Annotated in this window: 36 protein-coding genes; 32 read left to right on the top strand and 4 right to left on the bottom strand. The window is 46.1% G+C overall.

Annotation, left to right across the window (positions count from 1 at the left end; translation table 11 throughout):
* The first annotated feature begins 2 nt into the window (after positions 1-2).
* The 22 genes from rpsC to ACMXYR_RS15355 all read left to right on the top strand — a co-directional run bounded on the left by rpsC (position 3) and on the right by ACMXYR_RS15355 (position 11,089).
* Positions 3-683, top strand: coding sequence for a 30S ribosomal protein S3 (gene rpsC / locus ACMXYR_RS15460; protein ID WP_415882734.1), 681 nt, complete (start codon positions 3-5; stop codon positions 681-683).
* Between the two features lie 11 nt (positions 684-694).
* The gene (gene rplP / locus ACMXYR_RS15455; RefSeq protein ID WP_415882733.1) at positions 695-1,108 is read left to right on the top strand and encodes a 50S ribosomal protein L16; all 414 of its coding nucleotides are present in this window, start codon (positions 695-697) and stop codon (positions 1,106-1,108) included.
* Positions 1,108-1,299, top strand: a complete 192-nt coding sequence (gene rpmC / locus ACMXYR_RS15450) for a 50S ribosomal protein L29 (protein WP_299179666.1) — start codon at positions 1,108-1,110, stop codon at positions 1,297-1,299. The genes rplP and rpmC overlap by 1 nt, the downstream gene beginning before the upstream one ends.
* Before the next feature lie 2 nt (positions 1,300-1,301).
* Positions 1,302-1,565 (top strand): 30S ribosomal protein S17, encoded by a 264-nt coding sequence (gene rpsQ, locus ACMXYR_RS15445; protein ID WP_292949289.1) that lies wholly within the window; start codon positions 1,302-1,304, stop codon positions 1,563-1,565.
* Between the two features lie 74 nt (positions 1,566-1,639).
* A complete protein-coding gene (gene rplN / locus ACMXYR_RS15440; RefSeq protein ID WP_007021360.1) occupies positions 1,640-2,008 on the top strand; it encodes a 50S ribosomal protein L14 in 369 nt (122 codons plus the stop codon).
* A gap of 102 nt (positions 2,009-2,110) precedes the next feature.
* Positions 2,111-2,425, top strand: coding sequence for a 50S ribosomal protein L24 (gene rplX / locus ACMXYR_RS15435; protein ID WP_415886125.1), 315 nt, complete (start codon positions 2,111-2,113; stop codon positions 2,423-2,425).
* Between the two features lie 11 nt (positions 2,426-2,436).
* Entirely contained in the window at positions 2,437-2,976 is a 540-nt protein-coding gene (gene rplE / locus ACMXYR_RS15430) for a 50S ribosomal protein L5 (RefSeq protein WP_415882731.1), read from the top strand.
* Positions 2,977-2,988: 12 nt separating this feature from the next.
* Positions 2,989-3,294: a 30S ribosomal protein S14 gene (gene rpsN, locus ACMXYR_RS15425; RefSeq protein ID WP_415882730.1), complete on the top strand. Its 306-nt coding sequence runs from the start codon at positions 2,989-2,991 to the stop codon at positions 3,292-3,294.
* 80 nt (positions 3,295-3,374) lie between these two features.
* Positions 3,375-3,767 carry a 30S ribosomal protein S8 gene (gene rpsH, locus ACMXYR_RS15420; RefSeq protein ID WP_415882729.1) on the top strand — a complete coding sequence of 131 codons (393 nt, stop codon included), beginning with the start codon at positions 3,375-3,377 and terminating at the stop codon, positions 3,765-3,767.
* 13 nt (positions 3,768-3,780) lie between these two features.
* On the top strand, positions 3,781-4,314 hold the full coding sequence (gene rplF, locus ACMXYR_RS15415; RefSeq protein ID WP_415882728.1) for a 50S ribosomal protein L6: 534 nt from the start codon (positions 3,781-3,783) through the stop codon (positions 4,312-4,314).
* Between the two features lie 13 nt (positions 4,315-4,327).
* A complete protein-coding gene (gene rplR, locus ACMXYR_RS15410) occupies positions 4,328-4,678 on the top strand; it encodes a 50S ribosomal protein L18 (protein WP_415882727.1) in 351 nt (116 codons plus the stop codon).
* Positions 4,679-4,689: 11 nt separating this feature from the next.
* Positions 4,690-5,190, top strand: a complete 501-nt coding sequence (rpsE, locus tag ACMXYR_RS15405) for a 30S ribosomal protein S5 (RefSeq protein WP_297309703.1) — start codon at positions 4,690-4,692, stop codon at positions 5,188-5,190.
* Positions 5,191-5,196: 6 nt separating this feature from the next.
* Positions 5,197-5,376, top strand: coding sequence for a 50S ribosomal protein L30 (rpmD, locus tag ACMXYR_RS15400; RefSeq protein WP_415882726.1), 180 nt, complete (start codon positions 5,197-5,199; stop codon positions 5,374-5,376).
* A 15-nt stretch (positions 5,377-5,391) separates the two neighbouring features.
* Positions 5,392-5,826 (top strand): 50S ribosomal protein L15, encoded by a 435-nt coding sequence (gene rplO, locus ACMXYR_RS15395; protein ID WP_415882725.1) that lies wholly within the window; start codon positions 5,392-5,394, stop codon positions 5,824-5,826.
* Positions 5,827-7,155 (top strand): preprotein translocase subunit SecY, encoded by a 1,329-nt coding sequence (gene secY / locus ACMXYR_RS15390; RefSeq protein ID WP_415882724.1) that lies wholly within the window; start codon positions 5,827-5,829, stop codon positions 7,153-7,155.
* A 20-nt stretch (positions 7,156-7,175) separates the two neighbouring features.
* A complete protein-coding gene (rpmJ, locus tag ACMXYR_RS15385) occupies positions 7,176-7,292 on the top strand; it encodes a 50S ribosomal protein L36 (protein WP_007021200.1) in 117 nt (38 codons plus the stop codon).
* Positions 7,293-7,439: 147 nt separating this feature from the next.
* Entirely contained in the window at positions 7,440-7,796 is a 357-nt protein-coding gene (rpsM, locus tag ACMXYR_RS15380; protein WP_415882723.1) for a 30S ribosomal protein S13, read from the top strand.
* Between the two features lie 25 nt (positions 7,797-7,821).
* Positions 7,822-8,211 (top strand): 30S ribosomal protein S11, encoded by a 390-nt coding sequence (rpsK, locus tag ACMXYR_RS15375; protein WP_415882722.1) that lies wholly within the window; start codon positions 7,822-7,824, stop codon positions 8,209-8,211.
* 15 nt (positions 8,212-8,226) lie between these two features.
* Positions 8,227-8,847 (top strand): 30S ribosomal protein S4, encoded by a 621-nt coding sequence (rpsD, locus tag ACMXYR_RS15370; protein ID WP_415882721.1) that lies wholly within the window; start codon positions 8,227-8,229, stop codon positions 8,845-8,847.
* A gap of 24 nt (positions 8,848-8,871) precedes the next feature.
* Positions 8,872-9,876 (top strand): DNA-directed RNA polymerase subunit alpha, encoded by a 1,005-nt coding sequence (locus tag ACMXYR_RS15365; RefSeq protein WP_415882720.1) that lies wholly within the window; start codon positions 8,872-8,874, stop codon positions 9,874-9,876.
* 39 nt (positions 9,877-9,915) lie between these two features.
* Entirely contained in the window at positions 9,916-10,305 is a 390-nt protein-coding gene (rplQ, locus tag ACMXYR_RS15360; RefSeq protein WP_415882719.1) for a 50S ribosomal protein L17, read from the top strand.
* Positions 10,306-10,420: 115 nt separating this feature from the next.
* The gene (locus ACMXYR_RS15355) at positions 10,421-11,089 is read left to right on the top strand and encodes an acyltransferase (RefSeq protein WP_415902264.1); all 669 of its coding nucleotides are present in this window, start codon (positions 10,421-10,423) and stop codon (positions 11,087-11,089) included.
* Positions 11,090-11,128: 39 nt separating this feature from the next.
* Here ACMXYR_RS15355 and uvrA read toward each other — a convergent pair whose 3' ends face one another.
* On the bottom strand, positions 11,129-13,957 hold the full coding sequence (gene uvrA, locus ACMXYR_RS15350) for an excinuclease ABC subunit UvrA (RefSeq protein WP_415902263.1): 2,829 nt from the start codon (positions 13,955-13,957) through the stop codon (positions 11,129-11,131).
* Between the two features lie 186 nt (positions 13,958-14,143).
* Between uvrA and ssb the strand changes: the two genes are divergently transcribed.
* From ssb to rfbD, 3 genes are all read left to right on the top strand, one after another.
* Positions 14,144-14,698 carry a single-stranded DNA-binding protein gene (gene ssb / locus ACMXYR_RS15345; RefSeq protein ID WP_415889519.1) on the top strand — a complete coding sequence of 185 codons (555 nt, stop codon included), beginning with the start codon at positions 14,144-14,146 and terminating at the stop codon, positions 14,696-14,698.
* 206 nt (positions 14,699-14,904) lie between these two features.
* Entirely contained in the window at positions 14,905-15,144 is a 240-nt protein-coding gene (gene grxC / locus ACMXYR_RS15340) for a glutaredoxin 3 (protein ID WP_415882715.1), read from the top strand.
* A 199-nt stretch (positions 15,145-15,343) separates the two neighbouring features.
* Entirely contained in the window at positions 15,344-16,255 is a 912-nt protein-coding gene (rfbD, locus tag ACMXYR_RS15335) for a dTDP-4-dehydrorhamnose reductase (RefSeq protein WP_415902262.1), read from the top strand.
* Between the two features lie 21 nt (positions 16,256-16,276).
* Here rfbD and ACMXYR_RS15330 read toward each other — a convergent pair whose 3' ends face one another.
* Positions 16,277-16,654 carry a SirB2 family protein gene (locus tag ACMXYR_RS15330; protein ID WP_415902261.1) on the bottom strand — a complete coding sequence of 126 codons (378 nt, stop codon included), beginning with the start codon at positions 16,652-16,654 and terminating at the stop codon, positions 16,277-16,279.
* A gap of 95 nt (positions 16,655-16,749) precedes the next feature.
* Here ACMXYR_RS15330 and moaA point away from each other — a divergent pair, with 95 nt between their 5' ends.
* The 7 genes from moaA (at position 16,750) to ACMXYR_RS15295 (ending at position 22,233) form a co-directional block, all read left to right on the top strand.
* Positions 16,750-17,754: a GTP 3',8-cyclase MoaA gene (gene moaA, locus ACMXYR_RS15325; RefSeq protein WP_415902260.1), complete on the top strand. Its 1,005-nt coding sequence runs from the start codon at positions 16,750-16,752 to the stop codon at positions 17,752-17,754.
* A gap of 52 nt (positions 17,755-17,806) precedes the next feature.
* Positions 17,807-18,343 carry a molybdenum cofactor biosynthesis protein B gene (gene moaB / locus ACMXYR_RS15320; protein ID WP_415882711.1) on the top strand — a complete coding sequence of 179 codons (537 nt, stop codon included), beginning with the start codon at positions 17,807-17,809 and terminating at the stop codon, positions 18,341-18,343.
* Positions 18,344-18,352: 9 nt separating this feature from the next.
* The gene (gene glp, locus ACMXYR_RS15315) at positions 18,353-19,567 is read left to right on the top strand and encodes a gephyrin-like molybdotransferase Glp (RefSeq protein WP_415902259.1); all 1,215 of its coding nucleotides are present in this window, start codon (positions 18,353-18,355) and stop codon (positions 19,565-19,567) included.
* A gap of 77 nt (positions 19,568-19,644) precedes the next feature.
* Positions 19,645-20,757, top strand: coding sequence for a 1-acyl-sn-glycerol-3-phosphate acyltransferase (locus tag ACMXYR_RS15310; protein WP_415897108.1), 1,113 nt, complete (start codon positions 19,645-19,647; stop codon positions 20,755-20,757).
* Between the two features lie 2 nt (positions 20,758-20,759).
* Complete coding sequence (gene moaC, locus ACMXYR_RS15305) at positions 20,760-21,239, top strand: cyclic pyranopterin monophosphate synthase MoaC (RefSeq protein ID WP_415882708.1); 480 nt, start codon at positions 20,760-20,762, stop codon at positions 21,237-21,239.
* Positions 21,240-21,241: 2 nt separating this feature from the next.
* Positions 21,242-21,493, top strand: coding sequence for a molybdopterin converting factor subunit 1 (gene moaD, locus ACMXYR_RS15300; RefSeq protein WP_415899429.1), 252 nt, complete (start codon positions 21,242-21,244; stop codon positions 21,491-21,493).
* Positions 21,494-21,495: 2 nt separating this feature from the next.
* A complete protein-coding gene (locus ACMXYR_RS15295) occupies positions 21,496-22,233 on the top strand; it encodes a lysophospholipid acyltransferase family protein (protein ID WP_415902258.1) in 738 nt (245 codons plus the stop codon).
* Positions 22,234-22,293: 60 nt separating this feature from the next.
* On the opposite strand, the gene fabB is transcribed toward ACMXYR_RS15295, so the two are convergent.
* Positions 22,294-23,511 carry a beta-ketoacyl-ACP synthase I gene (gene fabB / locus ACMXYR_RS15290; protein ID WP_415902257.1) on the bottom strand — a complete coding sequence of 406 codons (1,218 nt, stop codon included), beginning with the start codon at positions 23,509-23,511 and terminating at the stop codon, positions 22,294-22,296.
* A 126-nt stretch (positions 23,512-23,637) separates the two neighbouring features.
* Positions 23,638-24,153: a 3-hydroxyacyl-[acyl-carrier-protein] dehydratase FabA gene (fabA, locus tag ACMXYR_RS15285; RefSeq protein WP_415899428.1), complete on the bottom strand. Its 516-nt coding sequence runs from the start codon at positions 24,151-24,153 to the stop codon at positions 23,638-23,640.
* Between the last annotated feature and the right edge of the window lie 90 nt (positions 24,154-24,243).

Raw genomic sequence — 24,243 nt, 5'->3', positions numbered from 1 at the left:
TTATGGGTCAGAAAGTACATCCTACGGGTATTCGTCTCGGTATTGTTAAAGATCACACTTCTGTGTGGTACGCAGACAAGAGCGAATACGCAAGCAAGCTGCAGAACGATCTGCAGGTGCGTGAGTACCTGGACAAGCAGCTTGAAAAAGCATCTGTTAGCCGCATCGAAATCGAGCGTCCTGCACAGAATGCAAAAATTACTATTCACACGGCTCGTCCGGGCATCGTGATTGGTAAGAAAGGCGAAGATGTTGAGAAACTACGTAACACTGTATCTGAAATGATGGGTGTTCCAGTTCACATCAATATCGAAGAAATTCGTAAACCAGAACTAGACGCGCGTCTTGTTGCACAAGGTGTTGCAAGCCAGCTTGAGCGTCGTGTTATGTTCCGTCGTGCCATGAAGCGCGCGGTACAGAACGCAATGCGTCTTGGTGCTAAAGGTATCAAGATTCAGCTAGGTGGTCGTCTTGGTGGTGCCGAAATCGCTCGTAGCGAATGGTATCGTGAAGGTCGTGTGCCATTGCACACACTTCGTGCTGATATCGATTACGCTACTTATGAAGCGCACACTACTTACGGTGTGATCGGCGTTAAAGTCTGGATCTTCAAGGGTGAAGTTCTTGGTGGCATCGAACAAGTTCGTGCTGAAAAGAATGCGCCTAAGAAGAAAGGTAAGTGAGGTAGACGTCGATGCTACAACCAAAACGTCTTAAGTTCCGCAAAATGATGAAAGGCCGCAACCGCGGTCTAGCACAGCGCGGTAGCACTGTAAGCTTTGGTGAATTTGCACTGAAAGCGACCGGTCGTGGTCGTATCACTGCACGTCAGATCGAAGCAGCGCGTCGTACCATGACACGTCACGTTAAGCGTGGTGGTAAAATCTGGATCCGTGTGTTCCCAGACAAGCCAATTTCTAAGAAACCGCTTGAAGTACGTATGGGTAAAGGTAAAGGTGCGGTTGAGTACTGGGTTGCTCAAATCAAGCCAGGTAAGATTCTGTTCGAAATGAGCGGAGTTGATGAACAGCTTGCATCTGAAGCGTTCACCCTAGCTGCTGCAAAATTGCCTGTTGCAACAACCATTGTTAAACGGACGGTGATGTAATGAAAGCAACTGAACTACGTGAAAAGTCCGTTGATGAACTACAGCAAGAGCTACTAGGTCTTCTAAAAGAGCAGTTTAACCTGCGCATGCAGAAGACAACTGGTCAGCTTGCTCAGAATCATCTTCTAGGACAGGTTCGTCGCGATATCGCTCGTGTGAAGACAGTACTCAACGAAAAGGCAGGTAACTAAGTATGAGCGCCGAAAAACGTACTCGAACTGTTACTGGTCGCGTTGTTAGCGACAAGATGGATAAAACCATCACAGTTCTGGTTGAGCGCAAAGAGAAGCATCCGATTTACGGAAAATTCATGAAGCGCTCTTCTAAACTGCATGCTCACGATGAGAAAAATGAGTGTCAGCAAGGTGACCTAGTTACCATCGCAGAAACTCGTCCTTTGTCTAAGAATAAGTCTTGGGCGTTGGTTCGTATTGAAGAGCGTGCAGCAAAGGTGTAAACTATCGCACCTTTGCTCCATTAGACGGTCCGTCCGCATTGCGGGCGGCCTAAAAATGTTTGTGGAGTAAGACCATGATTCAAACTGAATCTATGCTTGACGTAGCTGATAACAGTGGCGCTAAGCGAGTGCAGTGTATTAAGGTCCTTGGTGGTTCTCACCGCCGCTACGCTTCTGTAGGTGACATTATTAAAGTCACTGTTAAAGAAGCGATTCCTCGCGGTAAAGTGAAGAAAGGCCAGGTTCTTAACGCCGTAGTGGTACGTACCCGTAAAGGTGTTCGTCGTCCAGACGGTTCAGTAATCCGCTTTGATACTAACTCTGCGGTTCTACTGAATGCGAGCGACGCTCCAATCGGTACTCGTATCTTCGGCCCAGTGACGCGTGAACTTCGTTCAGAGAAGTTCATGAAAATCATTTCCCTGGCGCCTGAAGTGCTATAAAGATCGAACAAAATACTGTTCGGTTTATGTGAAAACGCTAACACCGGAAGGTGTTGGCGTTTTTGAGCATGAGAGGGTAGCAGGAAGCGATATAGGTAAATTATGCGCAAAATTAAACGTGACGATGAAGTAATTGTCATCGCAGGAAAAGACAAGGGCAAGCGTGGCACAGTCATGCGTGTTCTGGACGATCGTTTGATCGTTTCTGGTATCAACATGGTGAAGAAGCACACTAAGCCGAACCCAATGTTGGGTAAAGCAGGTGGCATCGTTGAGAAAGAAGCTGCAATTGCAGTTTCTAACGTAGCGATCTTCAACCCGCAGACTGGTAAGGGCGATCGTGTAGGCTTCAAAGTTCTTGAAGACGGCACTAAGACTCGTATCTTCAAGTCTACCGGCGAAGTAATTGGCGGATAAGGGGAGATATCATGTCTAGATTAAAAGCGCTTTATAACGATTCCGTTAAGCAGCAGCTTAAAGATGAGCTGAATTGCCCTAACGTAATGGCAGTTCCACGTTTGACTAAAATCACTCTAAACATGGGTGTTGGTGAGGCGTTGGGCGATAAGAAAATGCTTGAGAACGCTGTTGCAGATATGACTGCAATTGCGGGCCAAAAGCCAGTTGTATGTTTGGCACGTAAATCTATCGCGGGCTTCAAAGTTCGTGAAGGTTGGCCAATCGGCTGTAAAGTAACACTACGTGGCGAGCGTATGTGGGAATTCTTGGATCGTTTGGTAGACATCTCTATCCCGCGTATCCGTGACTTCCGTGGCCTAAACCCGAAATCTTTCGACGGTCGTGGCAACTACAGCATGGGTGTTAAAGAGCAGATCATCTTCCCTGAAATCGAATTCGATAAGGTTGATAAGATGCGTGGTATGGACATTACGTTCACTACAACTGCTAAGAACAATGATGAGGGTCGTGCTCTATTGGCTGCCCTGAACTTCCCGTTCCGTAAGTGATAGGCATACATCATGGCTAAAGAATCAATGAAGGCACGTGAAGACAAGCGTGCGAAGCTAGTTGCACAGTATGCTGAGAAGCGTGCTGCACTAAAAGCAATTATCAACAACCCTAATTCATCTGAAGACGAAGTTTGGGATGCAGTGATCGCTCTACAGAAGCTACCACGCGACTCAAGCAAATCTCGTCAGCAGCGTCGTTGCCAGATTACTGGTCGTCCACACGCTGTATACCGTAAGTTCGGTATTAGCCGTATCAAACTGCGTGAAGCAGCGATGCGCGGTGATGTTCCAGGTTTGAAAAAGGCTAGCTGGTAATCTCCAGTTAGTATAACGGTAAGCGCAGTGGCTAGGCCCTTTGGGGTACCGCACTGTGCTGCACAAGAGGAAGTAAATGCATGAGCATGCAAGATACTCTAGCGGATATGTTTACTCGTATTCGTAACGGTCATATGGCTGAAAAGCAGGCCGTATCTATGCCGTCTTCCAAAGTAAAAGTATCAATTGCCAAAGTTCTTAAGGACGAAGGTTACATCGTTGACTACGCAGTAGAAGGCGACGTAAAACCGGTTCTGAACATTGAGCTTAAATACTTTGAAGGAAAGCCGGTAATTGAAGAGATCAAACGCGTTAGTCGTCCAGGTCTGCGTATCTACAAGAACGCAAGCGAACTACCAAAAGTATCTGGTGGTCTGGGTGTAGCGATTATCTCTACAAGCAAAGGCGTAATGGCTGACCGCGCTGCACGTAGTGCTGGCGTTGGTGGCGAAGTAATCTGCACGGTATTCTAAGAGGTATTTCAATATGTCACGTATTGCAAAAAGCCCTGTTATCGTACCTGCAGGTGTTGAAGTTAAGATTGACGGTCAAACTGTCAATGTTAAAGGTAAAAACGGCCAGCTTTCTCTAGACGTTCACCCATCTGTTGGTGTTGACCTAGAAGAAGGTTCTTTGAAGTTCACAGCTCGTGAAGCTTCTAAGCTGTCTCTTTCCTTGTCTGGTACTACTCGCTCTCTGGTTAACAACATGGTTGTTGGTGTAACTGAAGGCTTTAAGAAAACTCTTGAGCTTCAAGGTGTTGGTTACCGTGCTGCTGCTAAAGGCAACACACTTAACCTTAACCTAGGTTTCTCGCACCCGATCGATTACGACCTACCAGAAGGTATCAAAGCAGAAACTCCTAATGTAACTACTATCATCCTTTCTGGCTCTGATAAGCAAGTTCTAGGTCAAGTTGCTGCTGAGATTCGTGCGTTCCGTCCACCAGAGCCTTACAAAGGTAAAGGTGTTCGTTATGCTGATGAGTATGTTCGCCGTAAAGAAGCGAAGAAAAAGTAAATAGGGCAGGGTTATGAACGCTAAGAAACAATCTCGTATTCGTCGTGCTCGCCGCTCTCGCCTTAAAATGCGTGAGTTAGGTGCAACACGTCTGTGCGTTACACGCACACCGCGTCACATCTACGCTCAGGTTATCTCTGCTGATGGTGCAAAAGTTCTTGCAGCTGCATCAACTGTAGAAAAAGATCTGCGTGAAACTGCTGGCGGTAACGTTGCAGCAGCAGAAAAAGTAGGCGCATTGATCGCTCAGCGTGCTAAAGAAGCTGGCGTATCTGAAGTAGCATTTGACCGTTCTGGTTACCAGTATCACGGTCGTGTTAAAGCTTTGGCTGATGCAGCCCGCGAAGGCGGCCTGGAATTCTAAAGGGATCGAATATGTCAAATCATGAACAGAAAGACGGCGATCTGCAGGAAAAGCTGGTTCAGGTTAACCGCGTCGCTAAAGTAGTAAAAGGTGGTCGTATCTTCGGCTTTACAGCACTAACTGTAGTTGGTGATGGTAAAGGTCGCGTAGGTTTCGGTCGTGGTAAAGCTCGTGAAGTTCCTGCTGCTATTCAGAAAGCAATGGAGCAAGCTCGTCGTAACATGGTTTCAGTTGAACTGAACGGCGACACGTTGCAGTACCCAATTAAAGCACGTCACGGTGCTTCTAAAGTTTACATGCAGCCTGCATCTCAAGGTACTGGTGTAATCGCAGGTGGTGCGATGCGTGCAGTACTAGAATTGGCAGGTGTCCATAACGTACTGGCTAAGTGCTACGGCTCTACTAACCCGGTTAACGTTGTACGCGCGACTGTTAAAGGTCTTGCTGCAATGAAATCTCCGGAAGATGTAGCTGCTAAGCGCGGTAAGTCCGTAGAAGACATTCTGGGGTAATCGACAATGGCTAAGACTGTTAAAGTAACACTAGTACGTAGCCCTATCGGTACTCTTCCTAACCACAAATTGTGCGTTAAGGGTCTAGGTCTACGCCGTATTGGGCACACAGTTGAAGTAGAAGATACTCCATCTGTACGTGGCATGATCAACAAAGTTAACTACCTGGTTCAGGTAGAAGACTAATAAGGGAGTTACAGCATGCGTCTGAACACTCTAAGCCCTGCTGAAGGTTCCAAGAAAGCGGCGAAACGCGTTGGTCGTGGCATTGGTTCCGGTTTGGGTAAGACATGTGGCCGTGGTCACAAAGGTCAAAAATCCCGCTCTGGCGGTTCTGTAAAACCAGGTTTCGAAGGCGGTCAGATGCCTTTGCAGCGTCGTCTACCGAAATTCGGTTTTACTTCTCGTATTGCTCGTTACGTTACAGAGATTCGTCTGAACGAACTTGCTAAGATCGAAGCTGAAGTAATTGATCTAGATGCTTTGAAAGCAGCAGACATCATCAAGCAGGAAATCAAAACTGCTAAAGTGATCTTGTCTGGTGAGATCAATAAGGCTGTCACTGTTAAAGGTCTTAAAGTGACCAAAGGTGCACAGGCTGCTATCGAAGCTGCTGGCGGTAAAGTCGAGGCGTAAATGGCTAAAAAAGGACCTATACCAGCGGGCAACCAAAGCGGACTAGGTGAGCTTAAGTCTCGTCTACTTTTCGTTTTGATGGCGATCGTTGTTTATCGTATCGGTGCACATATTCCTGTACCGGGTATCAACCCAGATCGTCTGGCCGCATTATTTGATCAGAACCAGGGCACAATCCTGAGTCTCTTTAACATGTTCTCCGGTGGTGCACTGGAGCGTATGAGTATCTTGGCATTGGGTATCATGCCGTACATTTCTGCATCGATTATTATGCAGTTGATGACGGTAGTTAGCCCTACCTTGGCTCAGTTAAAGAAAGAGGGTGAGGCTGGTCGTCGTAAGATTAACCAGTACACTCGCTACGGGACTGTAGCGCTTGCAACTGTACAAGCCTTTGGTATGGCCGTAGGCCTAGCCAATCAAGGTGTATCGTTTACCGCGGATGCCAGCTTCTATTTTGTAGCTGTTGTAACTTTGGTAGCGGGTGCAGTATTCCTAATGTGGTTAGGTGAGCAAGTGACAGAGCGTGGTATCGGTAACGGTATCTCCATTCTGATCTTTGCTGGTATTGTTGCCGGTCTGCCAAGTGCGATCGGACAGGCCTTTGAAGCAGCGCGTCAAGGTGATTTAAACATCCTTGCGCTGCTAGCTATTGCTGTACTAGCGATTGCTACAGTTGGTTTTGTTGTGTTTATGGAGCGCGGCCAACGCCGTATCACCATTAACTACGCTAAACGCCAACAAGGTAATCGTGTGTTCGCGGCACAATCTAGCCACCTTCCATTGAAGGTCAACATGGCTGGTGTGATTCCGCCGATTTTTGCATCCAGTATTTTGCTTTTCCCTGCCTCTATGGGCCAATGGTTTGGTCAGAGTGAAGGCATGGATTGGCTGCAAAATGTTGCATTAGCGCTTGGCCCAGGTCAGCCGCTTTACATTTTGCTATTCTCGGTCGCAATTATATTTTTCTGCTACTTCTACACAGCGATTGTTTTCAATCCTAAGGACGTAGCAGATAACCTGAAGAAATCAGGTGCTTTTATTCCGGGTATTCGTCCAGGTGATCAATCCGCGCGTTACATTGATACCGTGCTGGGCCGATTGACCTTATTCGGTGCGCTTTATATTACTGCTGTATCTTTGATGCCTCAGTTCCTTGTAGTCGCAGCGAATGTACCGTTCTATTTCGGTGGCACCTCACTCCTGATCGTCGTAGTTGTCGTGATGGACTTTATGGCGCAGGTTCAGTCTCATCTGATGTCACATCAGTACGAGTCCCTGATGAAGAAATCTAATCTCAAAGGTGGCGGCGCAGGACTTTCGCGCTAAGGCCACAACTGGAGTAGATCATGAAAGTACGTGCATCTGTTAAAAAGATCTGTCGTAACTGCAAAATCGTTCGTCGTAACGGTTCAGTACGTGTGATCTGTAAAGTAGAGCCGCGTCACAAGCAGCGTCAGGGTTAATTAATCCCTGATTTGGGCGCAGATGGTGTGCAACACTTGATTTAATTTTAATCAATGTGTATTATTGCGCGCCTTCTGCGAACAGAACAAATTTTTATTGGTGTTTGATAATTTCAACAAACACCTTTTATTAAACGGAGTAATAGAATGGCCCGTATAGCTGGAGTCAACATTCCTGACAATAAGCATGCGGTAATTTCTCTGACTTACATTTACGGTATTGGCCGCACGACATCGTCTGCGATCTTAGAAACTTGCGGTATTGCACCGACTACTAAGATCTCTGATTTGTCCGATGAGCAATTGGACATCGTTCGTGGAGAAGTTGCTAAATTTACTGTTGAAGGCGACCTACGTCGTGAAGTATCCATGAGCATCAAACGTTTGATGGACCTTGGTTGTTTCCGCGGCATTCGCCACCGTCGTAACCTTCCGGTTCGCGGTCAGCGTAGTAAAACTAACGCGCGCACTCGAAAAGGCCCGCGTAAGCCGATCCGTAAATAAGTGGTAAGCGATAGGAATTCCGAATATGGCAAAGCCAGGTAATCGCACACGCAAAAAAGCGAAGAAGCAAATAGCGGATGGGTTCGCCCACATCCACGCTTCTTTTAACAATACGATCATTACAATTACCGATCGTCAGGGTAACGCTCTATCTTGGGCAACTGCGGGTGGCTCCGGCTTCCGTGGTTCTCGTAAGAGTACCCCTTTCGCTGCTCAGGTTGCGGCTGAGCGCGCTGGACAGGCTGCATTAGAATATGGCCTGAAAAACTTAGACGTATTTGTAAAAGGCCCAGGGCCAGGTCGCGAATCAGCGGTTCGTGCTCTGAACTCTGTAGGCTACAAAATTGCAAATATCACTGACGTGACGCCAATCCCTCACAATGGTTGTCGTCCACCGAAGAAACGTCGCGTTTAATCTGGAGACGGTAATATGGCTCGTTATCTTGGACCAAAGTGCAAACTGTCTCGTAGGGAAGGTACAGACCTATTCCTAAAGAGCGGTGTTCGCGCACTGGACAGCAAGTGTAAAGCTGAGACTGTCCCTGGTGTTCACGGCGCTCGTCGCGGTCGTTTATCCGACTACGGCCTGCAGCTACGTGAAAAACAGAAAGTTCGTCGTATGTACGGCGTACTGGAACGTCAGTTCCGCAGTTATTATAAAGAAGCGGCTCGTCGTAGCGGTGCAACAGGTGAAAACCTTCTGCAACTGCTAGAAGGTCGTTTGGACAATGTTGTATATCGCATGGGTTTCGGTTCTACACGTGCCGAATCTCGTCAGATCGTATCTCACCGCTCAATCACTGTTAACGGTCAGGTTGTGAACATCGCTTCCTACCAAGTTAAAGCAGGTGATGTTGTAGCAGTACGTGAAAAAGCTAAATCTCAGTTGCGTATTAAAAACGCTCTAGAACTAGCTGGCCAACGTGCAGCAGTTGAGTGGGTTGATGTAGACGCTGCAAAAATGGAAGGCACATACAAAGCCACTCCAGAGCGTTCTGATCTGTCCGCAGATATCAACGAACAGCTAATTGTAGAGCTGTACTCGAAGTAATTTTAACTTTAATTTGGTGGAAATATGCAGCGTTCGGTAAATGAGTTTCTAAGTCCACGTCATATTGACGTACAAGAAATCAGCAAAACGCGCGCTAAAGTGACTCTAGAGCCACTTGAGCGTGGATTTGGCCATACGCTGGGCAATGCATTACGCCGCATTCTTTTATCTTCTATGCCGGGTTGTGCCGTAACAGAAGTTGAGATTGAAGGCGTTTTGCATGAGTACAGCACAATTGAAGGTGTTCAGGAAGATGTAATTGAGATCCTCCTGAACCTGAAAGGGGTTGCAGTGTTGTTGCACAACAACGACGAAGTAACCCTGACTCTGAGCAAATCTGAAGCAGGTCCTGTAACTGCTGGTGATATTCAACTGAATCAGGATGTTGAAATCGCTAACCCGGACCACGTTATTGCTCACCTTAATGAAGGTGCGAGTCTAAACATGCAGCTAACTGTTGGTCGTGGCCGTGGTTACGTTCCAGCTGATCTGCGTGTTTCTGATGAAGAAGAGACTCGTGCAATCGGTCGTCTACAGCTGGACGCTACTTTCAGCCCAGTGCGTCGCGTTTCTTACGTAGTAGAAAGCGCGCGTGTAGAGCAACGTACTGACTTGGATAAACTGGTTATTGATATCGAATCTAACGGTACCATTGATCCAGAAGAAGCTATCCGTCGTGCGGCTACTATCCTTCAGCAACAACTTATTGTGTTTGTTGACCTGGAAGATGGTGCTGATCAAGCTAAGGATGAACCAGAAGAGCCGGAAATTGATCCAATTCTTCTGCGTCCTGTAGATGATCTGGAGCTGACTGTACGTTCCGCCAACTGTCTGAAGGCAGAACAGATCTACTATATTGGTGATCTGATTCAGCGTACAGAGGTTGAACTGCTTAAGACTCCGAACTTGGGTAAGAAGTCGTTGACAGAGATCAAAGACGTACTTGCATCTAAGGGCTTGTCCCTAGGTATGCGTCTTGAGAACTGGCCACCGGCTAGCCTGAAGAACGACGATAAAGTCGCTTCCTGATTCGGCGATAACAACTGACTGGTTTGGTAGGGATTTATCATGCGTCATCGTAAATCTGGTCGTAAATTAAGCCGTACCAGTGCGCACCGCAAAGCTATGTTTAAAAACATGGCAGTATCTTTGTTTGAGCACGAGTTGATTCGTACAACTCTGCCTAAAGCTAAAGAACTGCGCGGCTATGCAGAGCCACTGATTACACTGGCTAAAAACGACACTGTAGCGAACCGCCGTTTGGCATTCGCACGTACTGGCAGCAAAGTTGCTGTTGGTAAACTGTTCAACGAACTAGGTCCGCGTTATAACGCGCGTCCTGGTGGCTATGTTCGTATCCTGAAGTGCGGTTTCCGCCCAGGTGACAACGCTCCAATGGCTTACGTTGAGCTAGTTGATCGTCCAGCTGTAGAAGCTGCTGACGAAGCAGAAGATTAAGATTTCTTGATCTAAAAAAACCCGGCTTTATGCCGGGTTTTTTATTACCTGAAATTTGGTAAAAACATTACTATTACCCTTCACATTGATTGTTCGATCAAAGGTTTTAGCTGCAATGAATACTGATAAATTGGTTAAGTTTCTTCGCTACTTAGCTGCGATTCCAAAAAGTCTTTACGTCAACTTACGCTTATTACCTTTTGATCAAGCGATTAAGCTTCCTATTATTGTTTCAAATAGAACTAAACTCATTTCACTAAATGGTAAGGTTAAGTTAGATAAGGTTAAAACTGGCTTGGTTCGTATCGGCTTTACTGGTGCCGATATGATTGATTATCGCTACAGTCGAACAATGCTCCAAATTGATGGTCAGTTCACTGTTAAGGGCAAAGTTAAGATAGGTAAAGGAACACGACTAATTGTTGCTGGTGATTTGAATCTGGGTGCCAATTTTATCGCCACAGGTGATAACACGATTATCTGCGAAAAACATATGTCTATCGGTAGCGACTGTATGTTTGCTTGGGAATCCGTGGTCATGGACACTGACCAGCATGCAATATTCGATCAATTAGGTGATCAGATCAATGCCGAAGATAGAGTGGTCATTGGTAACAATGTCTGGCTTGGTGCAAGAAGCTTTGTATTGAAGAACTCTGTGATTGAAGATGGCTGTATAGTTGCTGCAAATACTACGGTAACTCGATCAATTGCCGAGAAAGATGTGATCATTGCTGGTGCACCTTCTAAGAAAATCAAAGAAGGTGTTCACTGGCAACATTAAACAAGATCGTAGTTAGTTCTACCCAAATGCTTAACCTGATTATTTCTGGTTAAGCATTGGCTTTAAGAACCTACCTGTATGCGAAGCAGGGTTCTCAGCAACCGCTTCAGGTGTACCTTCGGCAATGATCATTCCGCCTTTAACGCCACCCTCAGGTCCTAAATCTACAATCCAATCGGCTGTTTTGATCACATCCAAGTTGTGTTCGATCACTACAATTGTGTTGCCGTGATCGCGTAAACGATAGAGTACGTTCAGTAATTGCTGGATATCGTAAAAATGCAGCCCTGTAGTTGGTTCATCAAGGATATACAGAGTTTTACCTGTATCACGCTTAGAAAGTTCTTTGGCTAGTTTGACGCGCTGAGCTTCACCACCAGATAGTGTTGTTGCAGCTTGACCCAAACGGATATAGGACAAACCAACATCCATTAAGGTCTGTAGGCGACGAGCCAGTGCTGGAATAGCATCGAAGAACTCTCGTGCATCTTCAACCGTAAGATCTAATACTTCATGGATATTCTTGCCTTTGTATTTTATCTCCAACGTTTCACGGTTGTAGCGTTTGCCTTTACAAACATCGCAAGGCACATATACATCTGGTAAGAAATGCATCTCTACCTTGATGACACCATCACCCTGACAAGCTTCACAGCGACCACCTTTGACGTTAAAGCTAAAGCGACCCGGCTTATAGCCTCGAGAGCGTGCCTCTTGTGTTCCAGCAAATAATTCACGTACGGGTGTGAAAATACCTGTATATGTTGCTGGGTTTGAGCGTGGGGTACGCCCAATCGGGCTTTGATCAATATCGATAACCTTGTCGAAATGCTTGATTCCTTCGATAGATTGATGCGGTGCTGGATCTAAGGTTGTAGCATTATTCAGTTCTGTGGCCGCTATAGGGTATAGCGTGCCATTGATCAGAGTAGATTTGCCAGAGCCAGATACACCGGTAACACAGGTTAGTAAACCTACAGGGATCTTAAGATCGACATTGTTTAGGTTGTTACCGCTAGCACCGTTAAGACATAGCTGTTTATTGCTATAAGCAGGATGGCGCTGTTCAGGTACAGCGATCTCTTTAGTGCCTGTTAAATACTGACCTGTTATTGAGGCTGGGTTTGCCATGACCTCATCTGGCGTACCTTCTGCAATGACTTGTCCACCATGCACACCGGCGCCAGGACCTATATCAATGACATAATCGGCAAGACGAATTGCGTCTTCATCGTGTTCAACAACGATGACTGTGTTGCCTAAATCTCTTAGGTGAACAAGTGTTTTGAGTAGTCGCTCGTTGTCCCGTTGGTGCAGGCCGATCGACGGTTCATCTAGAATGTACATAACGCCAACAAGGCCAGCGCCAATCTGACTTGCCAGGCGAATTCGCTGTGCTTCACCACCTGATAGAGTATCGGCATTACGATCTAGAGAGAGGTACTCTAGGCCTACGTTGACCAGAAATCTTAGGCGTTCACGAATCTCTTTGAGAATCTTTTCAGCAATCTCGCCTTGTTTACCTGTTAGATGAAGATTCTCGAAGTACTCTAAACTCTCTCCAATCGGTTTTTTAACGATATCAGGGAGTGTCTGCTGATCTATATATACGTGCCTCGCATCACGACGTAAGCGACTGCCGTTACAGGATGAGCACGGCTGCATATTTAGATATTTGGCTAGATCTTCACGAACGGTATCAGATTCGGTTTCTTTATAGCGGCGCTGTAAGTTATTTAGAACACCTTCGAATGGGTGTGCCTTATTGATGATATCACCGCGATCATTTAGGTAACGGAAAGTGACGGTTTCTTTGCCACTACCATTCAAAATAAGATCTTGTTCCGATTTTTTTAGGGACTTGAATGGTGTGTCCATATCAAATCCGTATTGCTCTGCTACCGCTTTAAGCTGCTGAAAATAATACAAGCTTCGGCGGTCCCAGCCTCGAATCGCGCCTTCGGATAGGGTCAGGTTTGAATCGTGAACGACTTTAGAGGGATCAAAGTATTGCTTAACCCCTAAGCCGTCACAGCTTGGACAAGCGCCATGAGGATTGTTGAAAGAGAACAGTCTCGGTTCAAGCTCCTGAATACTATGTCCACATTCTGGGCAGGCAAAGCGAGCAGAGAAAATTAATTCGTCAGCGTCACCATCCATATAAGCGACTTTGGCAATGCCGTCGCTGAGGTTAAGCGCTGTTTCGAATGACTCGGCTAAACGGGTCTGTAGATCATCGCGAACTTTAAAACGGTCAATGACCACTTCAATATCGTGTTTCTTGTTCTTATCTAGTTCTGGTGCGCTATCGAGGTCTACGACAATTCCATCGATTCTTGCACGGATGAAGCCTTCAGCACGCAGGTTATTAATTGTATGTAAGTGCTCACCTTTTCTGCCTTGTACTACAGGTGCTAGCAGCATTAATTTACTGCCTTGTTCAAGCTCAAGTACTTGGTCCACCATCTGGCTGATTGTTTGCGCTGCAAGTGGTAGATCGTGATCAGGACAGCGAGGCTCACCTGCACGGGCAAACAATAAGCGCAAGTAATCGTAAATTTCGGTGATCGTACCAACCGTCGAGCGAGGGTTGTGAGATGTTGATTTTTGTTCAATTGAAATCGCAGGGGATAAGCCTTCGATATGATCAACATCGGGTTTTTCCATCATCGATAGGAACTGGCGAGCATAGGTTGAGAGAGACTCAACATAGCGGCGTTGACCTTCTGCATAGAGTGTATCAAATGCCAGTGAAGACTTACCTGAGCCGGATAACCCTGTAATAACAATGAGTTTGTCTCGGGGGATCTCAAGATCAATATCTTTAAGGTTGTGGGTACGCGCACCCCGGACCTGAATCTTATCCATAATGGCTCTCAGATGTGGAAAACAAAACGCCCCATTATAGAGATTTTTCGAGGCTGCTGTAGCTTTTCTGAACGATAAAATCTCTATGGGATAAGAGTGGGCGAGAGGGTGATCGCATGTTAAGCTTGCTTGTTATACGCGCAGGTTTATCAATCTGACGTGAGAGAAGATTTTTGGAGAAAGAAAATGGCACGTGGTGTTAATAAAGTAATTTTGGTGGGCAATCTGGGTGGAGATCCAGAAGTACGTTATATGCCAAATGGCAATGCTGTAACTAATGTAACCATCGCAACGTCTGAATCATGGAAAGATAAGCAGACGGGCCAGCAGCAAGAGCGTACTGAATGGCACCGTGTGGTATTTTTTAACCGTCTAGCGGAGATCGCTGGCGAGTATATGCGTAAAGGCGGCAAGGTTTACGTTGAAGGTGCGCTGCGTACTCGTAAATGGCAGGATCAAAGTGGCCAGGATCGTTACACTACTGAGATCGTAGCAAGCGAAATGCAGTTGCTTGATAGTCGTGGTGGTAACGAAGGTGGCTATGCTCCTCAGCAACAACAGGGTGGTTATGCACAACAGCCACAACAGCAAGCACCTGCTCCACAAATGGCGCCGCAGATGGCTCCACAAGCTGCGCCTCAGCAAGCTCCTCAGCAGCGTCCTGCTCCAGCACCGCAACAAGCGCCTGCACCTCAAGCGGCACCGGGTTTTGATGATTTTGATGATGATATTCCGTTCTAATATTTGTAGAGCTGGATAGATCGATAAAGACCTCGCATTGCGAGGTTTTTTCGTTTTAGGCCTTTTATAGGGCTTGATTGGGAGCGCAAATCTATATTGGATGTTTGGACGGTTACTGTGGATCTTTGGAGGCCTATAGTTGAAGTTTTACGGGTAAATTTAGTGACAGCATAAATACACACAGAATGATTTTTAGGAGTTAAAAAATGCCGTCAGTCGAAATTTATACTATGAGTTATTGCCCATACTGCATTGCAGCCAAGCGCTTGTTGAAAAAGCTGGGATGGCAATTTAACGAGATCGAAATTACAGGTAAACCTAAGGTTAAAACCACCATGGTTCAACGTACTCAGCGCAAAACTGTGCCGCAGATCTTTGTGAATAATCAGCATATAGGTGGCTTTGATGACTTTTCAGCTTATGTTCAAGAGCAGAAGTTACTGTGAGAGGCAGATTGCGGGCAGTTGTTAGTCAGTTATCAGGGTGTTAGATCAAGCTTCGACTAAAAATAGCTACCCTGCTAAGGGTTTACTGGGCCTTACCGGGAGATTGAGGTATATTTTTTAAGAAGTGAAGTAACTTTCTGCTGTTATGCAGGGTGAATAGTTTTATGAGTCAAAATGAGATGCCGGAGAGTTTGGTTTAATGGCACTGGATCTACTGTTAAAGCCTATCAAAATATTAATTACCGGAGCTCATGGACAGGTCGGGAGTGCGTTGACGCGTGCTGTAGAAGCGGATAGCTTTTTTGAAGTTGTTGCTTTGGGAAAATCTCAGTTAGATGTTACTGATTCAGAGCAGATCTCTGAGCAACTGGCTCATCATCTACCGGATTATGTTGTGAACTGTGCGGCGTTTGATGATGTTGATGAAGCTGAGTCACAATCAGAGCTTTGTTATGCGGTTAACTCTGATGCTGTAGAGGCTTTAGCATTCGCATGTGGTGATATGTCTATCCCAATGTTCCACTTATCCACCGACTACGTGTTTGATGGTCACTATGCTAGCGGCTATACCGAAGAGGATGAAGTCGCACCTTTAGGGATCTATGGTGATAGTAAGTGGCAAGGTGAAGAGAGACTTCGCCAAGCATTGCCGAAGCATATTATCTTGCGAGTTAGTTGGTTGTTTAGCGAGCAGGGGAATAACTTTGTTTTGCGCACGCTTGAGGCGGCTAAGAAACAATCTGAGCTACAAGCTGTAACGGATCGTAAGGGCTGCCCTACTTCTGCATCCGATGTCGCTCGAGTTATTCTCGCTATGCTAAAGCAAATTCATAATGGTGCCGATGCTTGGGGTACTTACCATTACTGTGGAGCTGAGGTGATCAATCGCTATGATTTCTGTAAAGAGATTCTGATTGCTGCAGGTCAGTACGAAAACTTTGATGTGGAAAAGTTGGTCCCAGTATCGAGTAAAGATTACGTCACAGAAGCGTTACGCCCAAATACGTCTGTTTTGATGTGTAAGAAATTATTGAGCGTATTTGGGATTAGGCAGAGGCCTTGGCGACAGGAGTTGCAATGGTTGATGCGAGATATCTATCCATCATCCTAGCCGCCAAGTGCTATAGGTTTTTTAACCCCAAGGGATTGGGGATTTAGAAACCGCTACGGCTGCAATGTAAATGAAAGCAAACAGCGCGCCTGCTAGTGCTGTTGCTTTAATTGCCTTTGTTTTGCCGCGTTTGATAGCGATTGTTCCTAAACCAATATGCACGACCAATGCGATGACTTTAGCTGTTACCCAGTGATGAACAAATGGATATTGTTCAATCATTACTGCGAGCGTTAGTGCGCTGATCAGCAGTGCGGTGTCAATAATATGTGGTACGATCTTTAACCAGCGTTTTTCTAGTTTTTCTGGGCAAAATAGCGCTAAGCCGCCACGTAAAAGAAAGAGTACGAAGCTTAGTGCTATGCAGGTTAGGTGAATGTGCTTAATGGCAAAGTACATTAGGTTTCCTATGAGAATTGGTCTAAATGCTGTTGAAAAGATTTTGTGCTATTTTAGAGCGTTCAAATTATAAGTGATAGCTGCATTGAAAATTCATGGCCAATAATAAAAAAGATTCTCAAGCGCTGGTAGATCGGTTTGGCAGAACGGTAGATTATATCCGTCTGTCAGTGACTGATCGATGTGATTTTCGCTGTGTTTATTGCATGGGGGAAGACATGACTTTCCTGCCTCATGCTCAAGTACTTACCCTTGAAGAGATTGATCAGATCGCCCAAGCGTTTGTGAGCCTAGGCGTGAAGAAGATCCGTTTAACAGGTGGTGAGCCGCTGGTACGTCGTGATGTGATGAAGCTGATGCGCAGTGTAGGTCAATTAGATGCTGAACTAGCGATTACCACTAACGGCTCTCAACTTGTGCAGATGGCTCAAGATTTAAAGGATGCTGGGGTTAACCGGTTAAACATCAGTATTGATAGTTTGCGAGAAGATCGTTTTAAAGCGATGACGCGGACTGGTAAATTGGCCCAAGTACTTGCAGGCATAGATGCAGCTGTTGCAGCAGGATTTGATCGAATCAAGCTAAATGCGGTTGTGATGAAAGGTCGCAATGATGATGAAGTGCTCGATCTAGTTAATTTTGCGCGAGAAAAAGGTGTTGATGTTAGTTTTATTGAAGAGATGCCTTTAGGTCAGATTTCCGAACATGACCGTGCTGAAGTCTATTGTTCCAGTGATGAAGTCCGCGAAATTATTGAGCAGCAGTATCAGCTACAACCAACCACGGAACGTACTGCTGGTCCATCCCGTTATTATCGAATGGCAGATACTGAAAGCCGCGTTGGTTTTATCTCGCCGCACAGTCATAACTTCTGCTCTGAATGTAACCGTGTCAGGGTAACCGTTGAAGGGCGTTTATTGCTTTGTTTAGGTAACGAGCACTCCGTCGATCTGCTGCATACCTTGCGTGCTCACCCTAATGATCAAGAAAAGCTGAAACAGGTTATTATCGATGCCATGGATCTGAAGCCTGAGAAGCATGAATTTGATCTAGACGATGAACCGCAAATTATTCGTTTTATGAATATGACAGGGGGCTAAACGAGCTCATCGTTATCCTTGCTCCCGTGCTTTCTTATTAAGGAAAATACTCATGTCCCATACTCCTGCCAGAGCAGAATTTATTCCGCTAAATATTGCCGTGTTAACTGTGTCCGATACTCGCACGCTTGAATCAGATACCTCAGGGCAAGCGTTGGTTGATCGTTTAGAGGCTGCAGGTCACGTACTTGGTGCACGTGAAATTGTTAAAGATGATGTTTATCAGATGCGAGCAGTTGCCTCTCGTTGGATTGCCGATTCAAATATTCATGTGATTATCTCTACAGGTGGTACAGGCTTTTCTGGTCGTGATTCTACTCCGGAAGCAATGGCACCACTATTTGATAAATCTATTGAAGGTTTTGGTGAGTTTTTCCGTCAAGTTTCAGCCGGTCAGATCGGTACCTCGACCATTCAGTCGAGAGCGCTAGGTGGTTTAGCAAATGGAACCGTGATTTTCTGCCTTCCTGGGTCTACAGGTGCTTGTCGTACGGGGTGGGATGATGTGATTGCGCAGCAGTTAGATCATCGTCATAAGCCTTGTAATTTTGCTTCGCTGATTATGAAGCATCAAGAAGATAACGCTTAAGGTAAGAAGATGGGAAGCTGTGATTCTCAACCTGGATTGATCCCTTTTGATGAAGCGCTGCAACGTCTTTTAGCGGGCGCAGAAGTTTCTGTAGCGACTGAGACTGTGCCAGTTGCAGAGGCCTTAGGACGAGTATTAGCTGAAGCTCCGGTCGCTTCTGTCTCCGTTCCTCCGGCTGATAATAGCAGTATGGATGGTTACGCAATTAATACGGCTGATTTGGGGGCTAATACAAGCTTAGAAATGAGCCAGAGAATTCCTGCAGGTACGCCTCCGCAGCCTTTAGTTACAGGTACCTGTGCACGTATTTTTACTGGAGCTGAGATTCCTCAAGGTGCTAATGCAGTTGTTATGCAGGAAGATGTTCACCTTGAGGGGGATAAGGTTGTTTTCCCCACGGAAGTGCCGGTTGGTGATAATGTCCGCAGTGCTGGTCAAGATATTTTGGCTGGTAGCCAGGTGCTCGCAATAGGTACACGTTTGCAAGCCGCTGATCTGGGGATATTAGCGTCGGTAGGCTTGTCTTCTGTCTCTGTTTGTAAGCGCCTCAAGGTTGCGATCTTATCCACAGGTGATGAGCTGGTAGAGCCAGGCCTTCCTCTTGGTGCAGGACAGATCTATAACTCTAATCGCTATATTCTGACGGGGCTATTACAGGGTCTAGGTATGGAGGTTGTTGATCTAGGTTGTGTAGCAGATACGCGTGAAGCGACGTTAGCAGCATTGGAAAAAGCGGCTGCATCGGCAGATGCCATCATTAGTACCGGTGGTGTGTCTGTGGGTGAAGAGGATCATGTCAAATCTTGTGTTGAGCATCTTGGTCAGTTGGATATGTGGAAGATCAAGATCAAACCAGGAAAACCTGTTGCCTATGGGCAGGTCAAAGGTACGCCATTTGTCGGTTTGCCGGGTAATCCAACGTCTACACTCATAACTTTTTGTTTGTTGGCAAGGGGCTTCTTGCTTAAGTTGCAGGGGGCTTCATTCGAACCGCCACTGCAGCTGTCAGTACCGGCTGGCTTCCAGAGAAAGCGAGCTATTCAGCGCCAAGAATATCTGCGAGTTCGGTTTGAGGATGGGCGTTTACAGCCGTTCGCAAATCAGAGTTCCGGTGTATTGATGTCTGCTAGTTGGGCGAATGGAATTGCAGTTATTCCTCCTCAGACAGTTGTAGAAGAGGGCGATTTGGTCGGATTCATCCCGTTTTCTGAACTTCTCGGTTAATTACATTTAATTTCCCTGAAGTTTGCGTGAGAAAACGGTAAAATAACGGCCTTTTTAGTAGAGCTTTCGAGGAAAGAATGACAGATCAGCAGGATCCGTATAAAGAGATCAGACCGTTCAACGATAGTGAAGTAGCGGATGCACTCCTTAATATTCTTCACAATGATGAATTCCTGACCGCTGTTACGCGTTACCAGTTTCCTAAATTATCCTCGAGTATCGGATGGTTGTTAAAACCATTTGTTCGTATTGCCTTGGCTGCCAAGATTGGTGAGATCGACAGTGTCTATGAGTTTCAGATGCTGGTGGCTAACTATATGAAGAAGATGATTGGCCGTTCTACCACTAAGTTAACTTGTAGTGGTATCGATGAGCTTGATCCTGAAGAATCCTACCTGTTTATCTCAAACCACCGAGATATCGCGATGGATCCGGCATTTGTTAATTGGGTTCGTCATCAATACGGCATGGATACAGTTCGGATTGCGATCGGTGATAACCTGCTTCGTAAGCCTTATGTTTCAGACATTATGCGTTTGAATAAGAGCTTTATCGTGAATCGTTCTGCGACAGGGCGTGAAATGATGAAAGCGCTAACGCAGCTATCTTCTTATATCGATCACAGTATCTTAGGCGGTCATTCTATTTGGTTAGCGCAGCGAGAAGGCCGCGCAAAAGATGGTAATGATGCGACTGACCCAGCCATTTTGAAGATGCTTTATATGGCGCATCGTAAATCGCGTAGTTTTGCTGAGCAGGCTAAGCGTCTGAATATTGTGCCGGTTTCTATCTCTTATGAATACGATCCATGTGATGCCTTAAAAGCGAATGAGCTACATGCTAAGGCAACTGATGGTGTTTATGAGAAGTCTCAGTACGAAGATATCGCAAGTATTGTGAAAGGCATTACCGGTGATAAAGGGCATGTACATGTCGCTTTTGGTGATCCTATCGATGCTGACTTCGATACGCCTGAAGAGCTAGCGGCTGAGATCGATCGTCAAATTCATGAAAATTACTATTTGCACCCATCTAATCTGATTGCAGCAGGTCGTAGTGATGATGCTACTGCTGATCAGAAGGCTGGTTTAGAAGCGCGTATTAACAGTGTTGAAGGCGGTGCGCAGGATATTCTTCGTCAGATGTACGCTAATCCTGTTCTAAATCAGGCAACGCAAACACAGGAGTAGTTATGAGTCGTTTAACCCATTTGGATGACCAGGGAAACGCTAACATGGTTGATGTTTCCGAAAAGCAGGTGACTTTTCGTGAAGCGACTGCCTATGCAGAAGTTGAAATGCTGCCTGACACCATGAAGTTAATTACGGAAGGTGGTAATAAAAAGGGTGATGTTTTAGCGGTTGCACGAATCGCAGGTATTCAAGCTGCAAAACGAACTAGTGATCTTATTCCTCTTTGTCACCCATTGATGTTGAGTAAAGTTGCGGTAGATCTTCATCCTAATACCGAGCGTAATGTCGTTGAGATTACGGCCACCTGCAAGTTGGCAGGTCAGACGGGGGTGGAGATGGAAGCGCTAACGGCGGCATCTGTTGCGGGTTTAACGATTTACGATATGTGCAAGGCCGTGGATAAAGGCATGGTTATGAGCGCAGTTAAAGTATTGGAAAAGAAAGGTGGCAAAAGCGGTCACTGGAAGGTGGAGAAGTAATCATGGTTAAAGTGGTGTATTTCGCCAGCTTGCGCGAGCGTTTAGGTGTAGCTGAAGAATCTATCGAAGTGAGTCAGCCTGCTGATGTGTCTGCAGTGCTAAATAAGCTAGTTGAGCTTCACGGAGAGCAGTGGCAAAAGATTCTGGTTGATACGCCTATATTGATGGCTGTTAACCAAGAGATGTGTGACGAGAATGCCGCCGTAGCTGCTGGTGATGAGGTTGCATTCTTCCCGCCGGTAACTGGGGGCTAAGCATGTCTAAAAAAGCGAATCCACTGCACTATCTACGTGCAGTGTTTTATTACTTAGGCTTTTACCCTCTAACCATTGTGCATGCCACGCTGAGTTTAATCATCTCACCGCTATTGAATTTCCAGCAGCGCTTTAAATTTGTCACTCTGATTAACTACTTTTATATCTTTTGGTTAAAGCTGTGTTGTGGTGTCGGTGTAAAGATCACTGGGCGTGAAAATCTGCCTACTGATGGTGCTTATGTTGTTGTAGCTAACCACCAAAGTGAGTGGGAAACGCTGTTTTTACAAACCTTGGTCCGCCCGCAGTGTACAGTGCTTAAAAAGGAGCTTCTTAAGATTCCTTTCTTTGGGTGGGCGCTAGGCCTGTTGAATCCTATCGCGATTGATCGTAGCCAAAGGCGTGGTGCACTTAAGCAGCTTTTAACAGAGGGTAAATCTCGTTTAGAAGATGATATCCCTGTGATTATCTTCCCTCAGGGGACACGTGTGCCTGTGGGTAAAATGGGTAAGTTTAACAAAGGCGGAGCGATGCTGGCGTTAAGTGCTGGTGTGCCGGTGATCCCAATGATTCATGATGCTGGGCTCTATTGGCCAGGCAAAAGCTTTGTGAAGATCCCAGGTACTGTGCAAGTTCATGTGGGCGAGCCAATTCCTGTGGAAGGTCGTACAGTGGATGAAATCCATGAAGATATGGTGGCTTGGCTGGAAGAGCATATGAAAGCGCTAGAGATAGCCTAAGCTAAATTTCAGATATAAAAAAACCGCCGAATGGCGGTTTTTTTATAACTAGAAGACTGATTAGTCTTTTAGTTTTTCGAATACCAATGTGCAGTTAGTGCCGCCGAAGCCGAAGCTGTTGGACATAACGCGTTGTAGATCTACGTTTTCCTGCTTCTCGCTAGCGATTGGTAGGCCTTCTGCTTCTGGGTCTAGCTCATCGATGTTCGCGGATGCTGCGATGAAGTTGTTTTCCTGCATAAGAAGAGAGTAAACAGCTTCTTGTACGCCTGCTGCACCTAGAGAGTGGCCAGATAGAGACTTAGTAGAAGTAACTGTTGGCATGTCATCGCCAAAGGCTTCTTTCATCGCTTTCAGCTCTTGCATGTCACCCGCTGGTGTAGAAGTACCGTGTGCGTTGATGTAATCGATCTTGCCGTCTACAGTTGCCATCGCTTGCTTCATGCAGCGAGCAGCGCCTTCACCAGAAGGAGCAACCATGTCGTAGCCATCAGAAGTTGCACCGTAACCTACTAGTTCAGCGTAGATCTTCGCGCCACGTGCTTTAGCGTGTTCGTATTCTTCGATAACTAGGATGCCAGCACCGCCAGAGATAACAAAGCCATCACGGTTTGCATCGTATGCACGTGAAGCTTGTTCTGGAGTTTCGTTGTATTTGCTAGATAGCGCACCCATAGCATCGAACATAGCAGTCTGTACCCAGTGAAGTTCTTCACCGCCACCTGCGAATACTACGTCTTGCTTACCAAGCTGGATCTGCTCCATTGCGTTACCAATACAGTGAGCACTAGTCGCACAAGCAGAAGTAATAGAGTAGTTAACGCCTTTGATTTTGAAAGGTGTTGCTAGACAAGCTGAAACAGTAGAACCCATTGTGCGAGTTACGCGGTATGGACCTACGCGCTTAACGCCTTTCTCACGAGTGATATCGGCTGTTTCAACAATGTTGTCAGCAGAAGCACCACCGGAACCTACGATAAGGCCAGTGCGCTCGTTGGAAACCTGGTCTTCAGCTAGGTTTGCATCTGCAATTGCTTCTTTCATTGCAATGTAAGTGTATGCTGCTGCATCACCCATGAAACGTAGCAATTTACGGTCGATTTGCTCAGAGAAATCGATATCGATGCTGCCGGCTACCTGGCTACGGAAACCGCGCTCTTTATAGTCTTCTTGGAATTTAATACCAGAACGACCCTGCTGCAGTGATTCCAGAACGGTTTCTTTATCTGTACCCAGACAAGAAACGATACCCATACCGGTAACAACAACGCGACGCATGTGCTTCTCTCTCTTTTTCTAATTTAAGGTGCTTATTTTCCGTGAATCAGTAGTGTTTTGCCACTAAATTCGTAAAAAAGTAGACGGAAAATAGAAGAAAGGCCCTGAATTCAGGGCCTTAAAAGATCAGAAATCTTCTGTAGATGTGAATAGACCTACACGTAGATCTTTCGCTGTGTAGATTTCACGACCATCAACGGACATGCTGCCGTCCGCGATGCCCATAACTAACTTACGCTCAATAACGCGCTTAAGCTGGATACGGTAAGTAACCTTCTTAGCAGTCGGTAGTACCTGACCGAAGAACTTAACTTCGCCAGCACCTAATGCACGACCGCGGCCTGGGTTGCCTTTCCAGCCAAGGAAGAAGCCAACAATCTGCCACATGGCGTCTAGACCTAGACAGCCTGGCATTACTGGGTCTTCCTCAAAGTGGCAGCCGAAGAACCAAAGATCTGGGTTGATATCCAACTCAGCGATAATCTCACCTTTGCCGAATTCGCCACCGTCTTCGGTGATTTCCAGGATGCGATCCATCATTAGCATGTTGCCAATTGGTAGGCGCGCATTGCCTGGTCCAAACATTTCGCCGTGGCCGCAAGACAGCAGCTCATCGCGATTAAAAGAGGAAGGTCTTGTCATTAGCTTCTGTTTATCCAGGTTTTTATAAGTCAAAATATCGCGCAATTATACAGATTTGAATGCCACTAGGCACGATCTGTGTCAGGTTTA

Source organism: Neptuniibacter sp. QD29_5, from assembly GCF_047778125.1.
GTDB lineage: Bacteria > Pseudomonadota > Gammaproteobacteria > Pseudomonadales > Balneatricaceae > Neptuniibacter.
The sequence above is the reverse complement of the archived record's forward strand: the minus strand, read 5'-3'. Positions and strand labels throughout refer to the sequence as shown.

What these genes read in the sequence shown, in the direction of transcription:
- rpsC (WP_415882734.1), top strand. Translation starts at nt 3, where the DNA reads ATGGGTCAGAAAGTACATCCTACGGGTATTCGTCTCGGTATTGTTAAA.
- rplP (WP_415882733.1), top strand. Translation starts at nt 695, where the DNA reads ATGCTACAACCAAAACGTCTTAAGTTCCGCAAAATGATGAAAGGCCGC.
- rpmC (WP_299179666.1), top strand. Translation starts at nt 1,108, where the DNA reads ATGAAAGCAACTGAACTACGTGAAAAGTCCGTTGATGAACTACAGCAA.
- rpsQ (WP_292949289.1), top strand. Translation starts at nt 1,302, where the DNA reads ATGAGCGCCGAAAAACGTACTCGAACTGTTACTGGTCGCGTTGTTAGC.
- rplN (WP_007021360.1), top strand. Translation starts at nt 1,640, where the DNA reads ATGATTCAAACTGAATCTATGCTTGACGTAGCTGATAACAGTGGCGCT.
- rplX (WP_415886125.1), top strand. Translation starts at nt 2,111, where the DNA reads ATGCGCAAAATTAAACGTGACGATGAAGTAATTGTCATCGCAGGAAAA.
- rplE (WP_415882731.1), top strand. Translation starts at nt 2,437, where the DNA reads ATGTCTAGATTAAAAGCGCTTTATAACGATTCCGTTAAGCAGCAGCTT.
- rpsN (WP_415882730.1), top strand. Translation starts at nt 2,989, where the DNA reads ATGGCTAAAGAATCAATGAAGGCACGTGAAGACAAGCGTGCGAAGCTA.
- rpsH (WP_415882729.1), top strand. Translation starts at nt 3,375, where the DNA reads ATGAGCATGCAAGATACTCTAGCGGATATGTTTACTCGTATTCGTAAC.
- rplF (WP_415882728.1), top strand. Translation starts at nt 3,781, where the DNA reads ATGTCACGTATTGCAAAAAGCCCTGTTATCGTACCTGCAGGTGTTGAA.
- rplR (WP_415882727.1), top strand. Translation starts at nt 4,328, where the DNA reads ATGAACGCTAAGAAACAATCTCGTATTCGTCGTGCTCGCCGCTCTCGC.
- rpsE (WP_297309703.1), top strand. Translation starts at nt 4,690, where the DNA reads ATGTCAAATCATGAACAGAAAGACGGCGATCTGCAGGAAAAGCTGGTT.
- rpmD (WP_415882726.1), top strand. Translation starts at nt 5,197, where the DNA reads ATGGCTAAGACTGTTAAAGTAACACTAGTACGTAGCCCTATCGGTACT.
- rplO (WP_415882725.1), top strand. Translation starts at nt 5,392, where the DNA reads ATGCGTCTGAACACTCTAAGCCCTGCTGAAGGTTCCAAGAAAGCGGCG.
- secY (WP_415882724.1), top strand. Translation starts at nt 5,827, where the DNA reads ATGGCTAAAAAAGGACCTATACCAGCGGGCAACCAAAGCGGACTAGGT.
- rpmJ (WP_007021200.1), top strand. Translation starts at nt 7,176, where the DNA reads ATGAAAGTACGTGCATCTGTTAAAAAGATCTGTCGTAACTGCAAAATC.
- rpsM (WP_415882723.1), top strand. Translation starts at nt 7,440, where the DNA reads ATGGCCCGTATAGCTGGAGTCAACATTCCTGACAATAAGCATGCGGTA.
- rpsK (WP_415882722.1), top strand. Translation starts at nt 7,822, where the DNA reads ATGGCAAAGCCAGGTAATCGCACACGCAAAAAAGCGAAGAAGCAAATA.
- rpsD (WP_415882721.1), top strand. Translation starts at nt 8,227, where the DNA reads ATGGCTCGTTATCTTGGACCAAAGTGCAAACTGTCTCGTAGGGAAGGT.
- ACMXYR_RS15365 (WP_415882720.1), top strand. Translation starts at nt 8,872, where the DNA reads ATGCAGCGTTCGGTAAATGAGTTTCTAAGTCCACGTCATATTGACGTA.
- rplQ (WP_415882719.1), top strand. Translation starts at nt 9,916, where the DNA reads ATGCGTCATCGTAAATCTGGTCGTAAATTAAGCCGTACCAGTGCGCAC.
- ACMXYR_RS15355 (WP_415902264.1), top strand. Translation starts at nt 10,421, where the DNA reads ATGAATACTGATAAATTGGTTAAGTTTCTTCGCTACTTAGCTGCGATT.
- uvrA (WP_415902263.1), bottom strand. Translation starts at nt 13,957, where the DNA reads ATGGATAAGATTCAGGTCCGGGGTGCGCGTACCCACAACCTTAAAGAT.
- ssb (WP_415889519.1), top strand. Translation starts at nt 14,144, where the DNA reads ATGGCACGTGGTGTTAATAAAGTAATTTTGGTGGGCAATCTGGGTGGA.
- grxC (WP_415882715.1), top strand. Translation starts at nt 14,905, where the DNA reads ATGCCGTCAGTCGAAATTTATACTATGAGTTATTGCCCATACTGCATT.
- rfbD (WP_415902262.1), top strand. Translation starts at nt 15,344, where the DNA reads ATGGCACTGGATCTACTGTTAAAGCCTATCAAAATATTAATTACCGGA.
- ACMXYR_RS15330 (WP_415902261.1), bottom strand. Translation starts at nt 16,654, where the DNA reads ATGTACTTTGCCATTAAGCACATTCACCTAACCTGCATAGCACTAAGC.
- moaA (WP_415902260.1), top strand. Translation starts at nt 16,750, where the DNA reads ATGGCCAATAATAAAAAAGATTCTCAAGCGCTGGTAGATCGGTTTGGC.
- moaB (WP_415882711.1), top strand. Translation starts at nt 17,807, where the DNA reads ATGTCCCATACTCCTGCCAGAGCAGAATTTATTCCGCTAAATATTGCC.
- glp (WP_415902259.1), top strand. Translation starts at nt 18,353, where the DNA reads ATGGGAAGCTGTGATTCTCAACCTGGATTGATCCCTTTTGATGAAGCG.
- ACMXYR_RS15310 (WP_415897108.1), top strand. Translation starts at nt 19,645, where the DNA reads ATGACAGATCAGCAGGATCCGTATAAAGAGATCAGACCGTTCAACGAT.
- moaC (WP_415882708.1), top strand. Translation starts at nt 20,760, where the DNA reads ATGAGTCGTTTAACCCATTTGGATGACCAGGGAAACGCTAACATGGTT.
- moaD (WP_415899429.1), top strand. Translation starts at nt 21,242, where the DNA reads ATGGTTAAAGTGGTGTATTTCGCCAGCTTGCGCGAGCGTTTAGGTGTA.
- ACMXYR_RS15295 (WP_415902258.1), top strand. Translation starts at nt 21,496, where the DNA reads ATGTCTAAAAAAGCGAATCCACTGCACTATCTACGTGCAGTGTTTTAT.
- fabB (WP_415902257.1), bottom strand. Translation starts at nt 23,511, where the DNA reads ATGCGTCGCGTTGTTGTTACCGGTATGGGTATCGTTTCTTGTCTGGGT.
- fabA (WP_415899428.1), bottom strand. Translation starts at nt 24,153, where the DNA reads ATGACAAGACCTTCCTCTTTTAATCGCGATGAGCTGCTGTCTTGCGGC.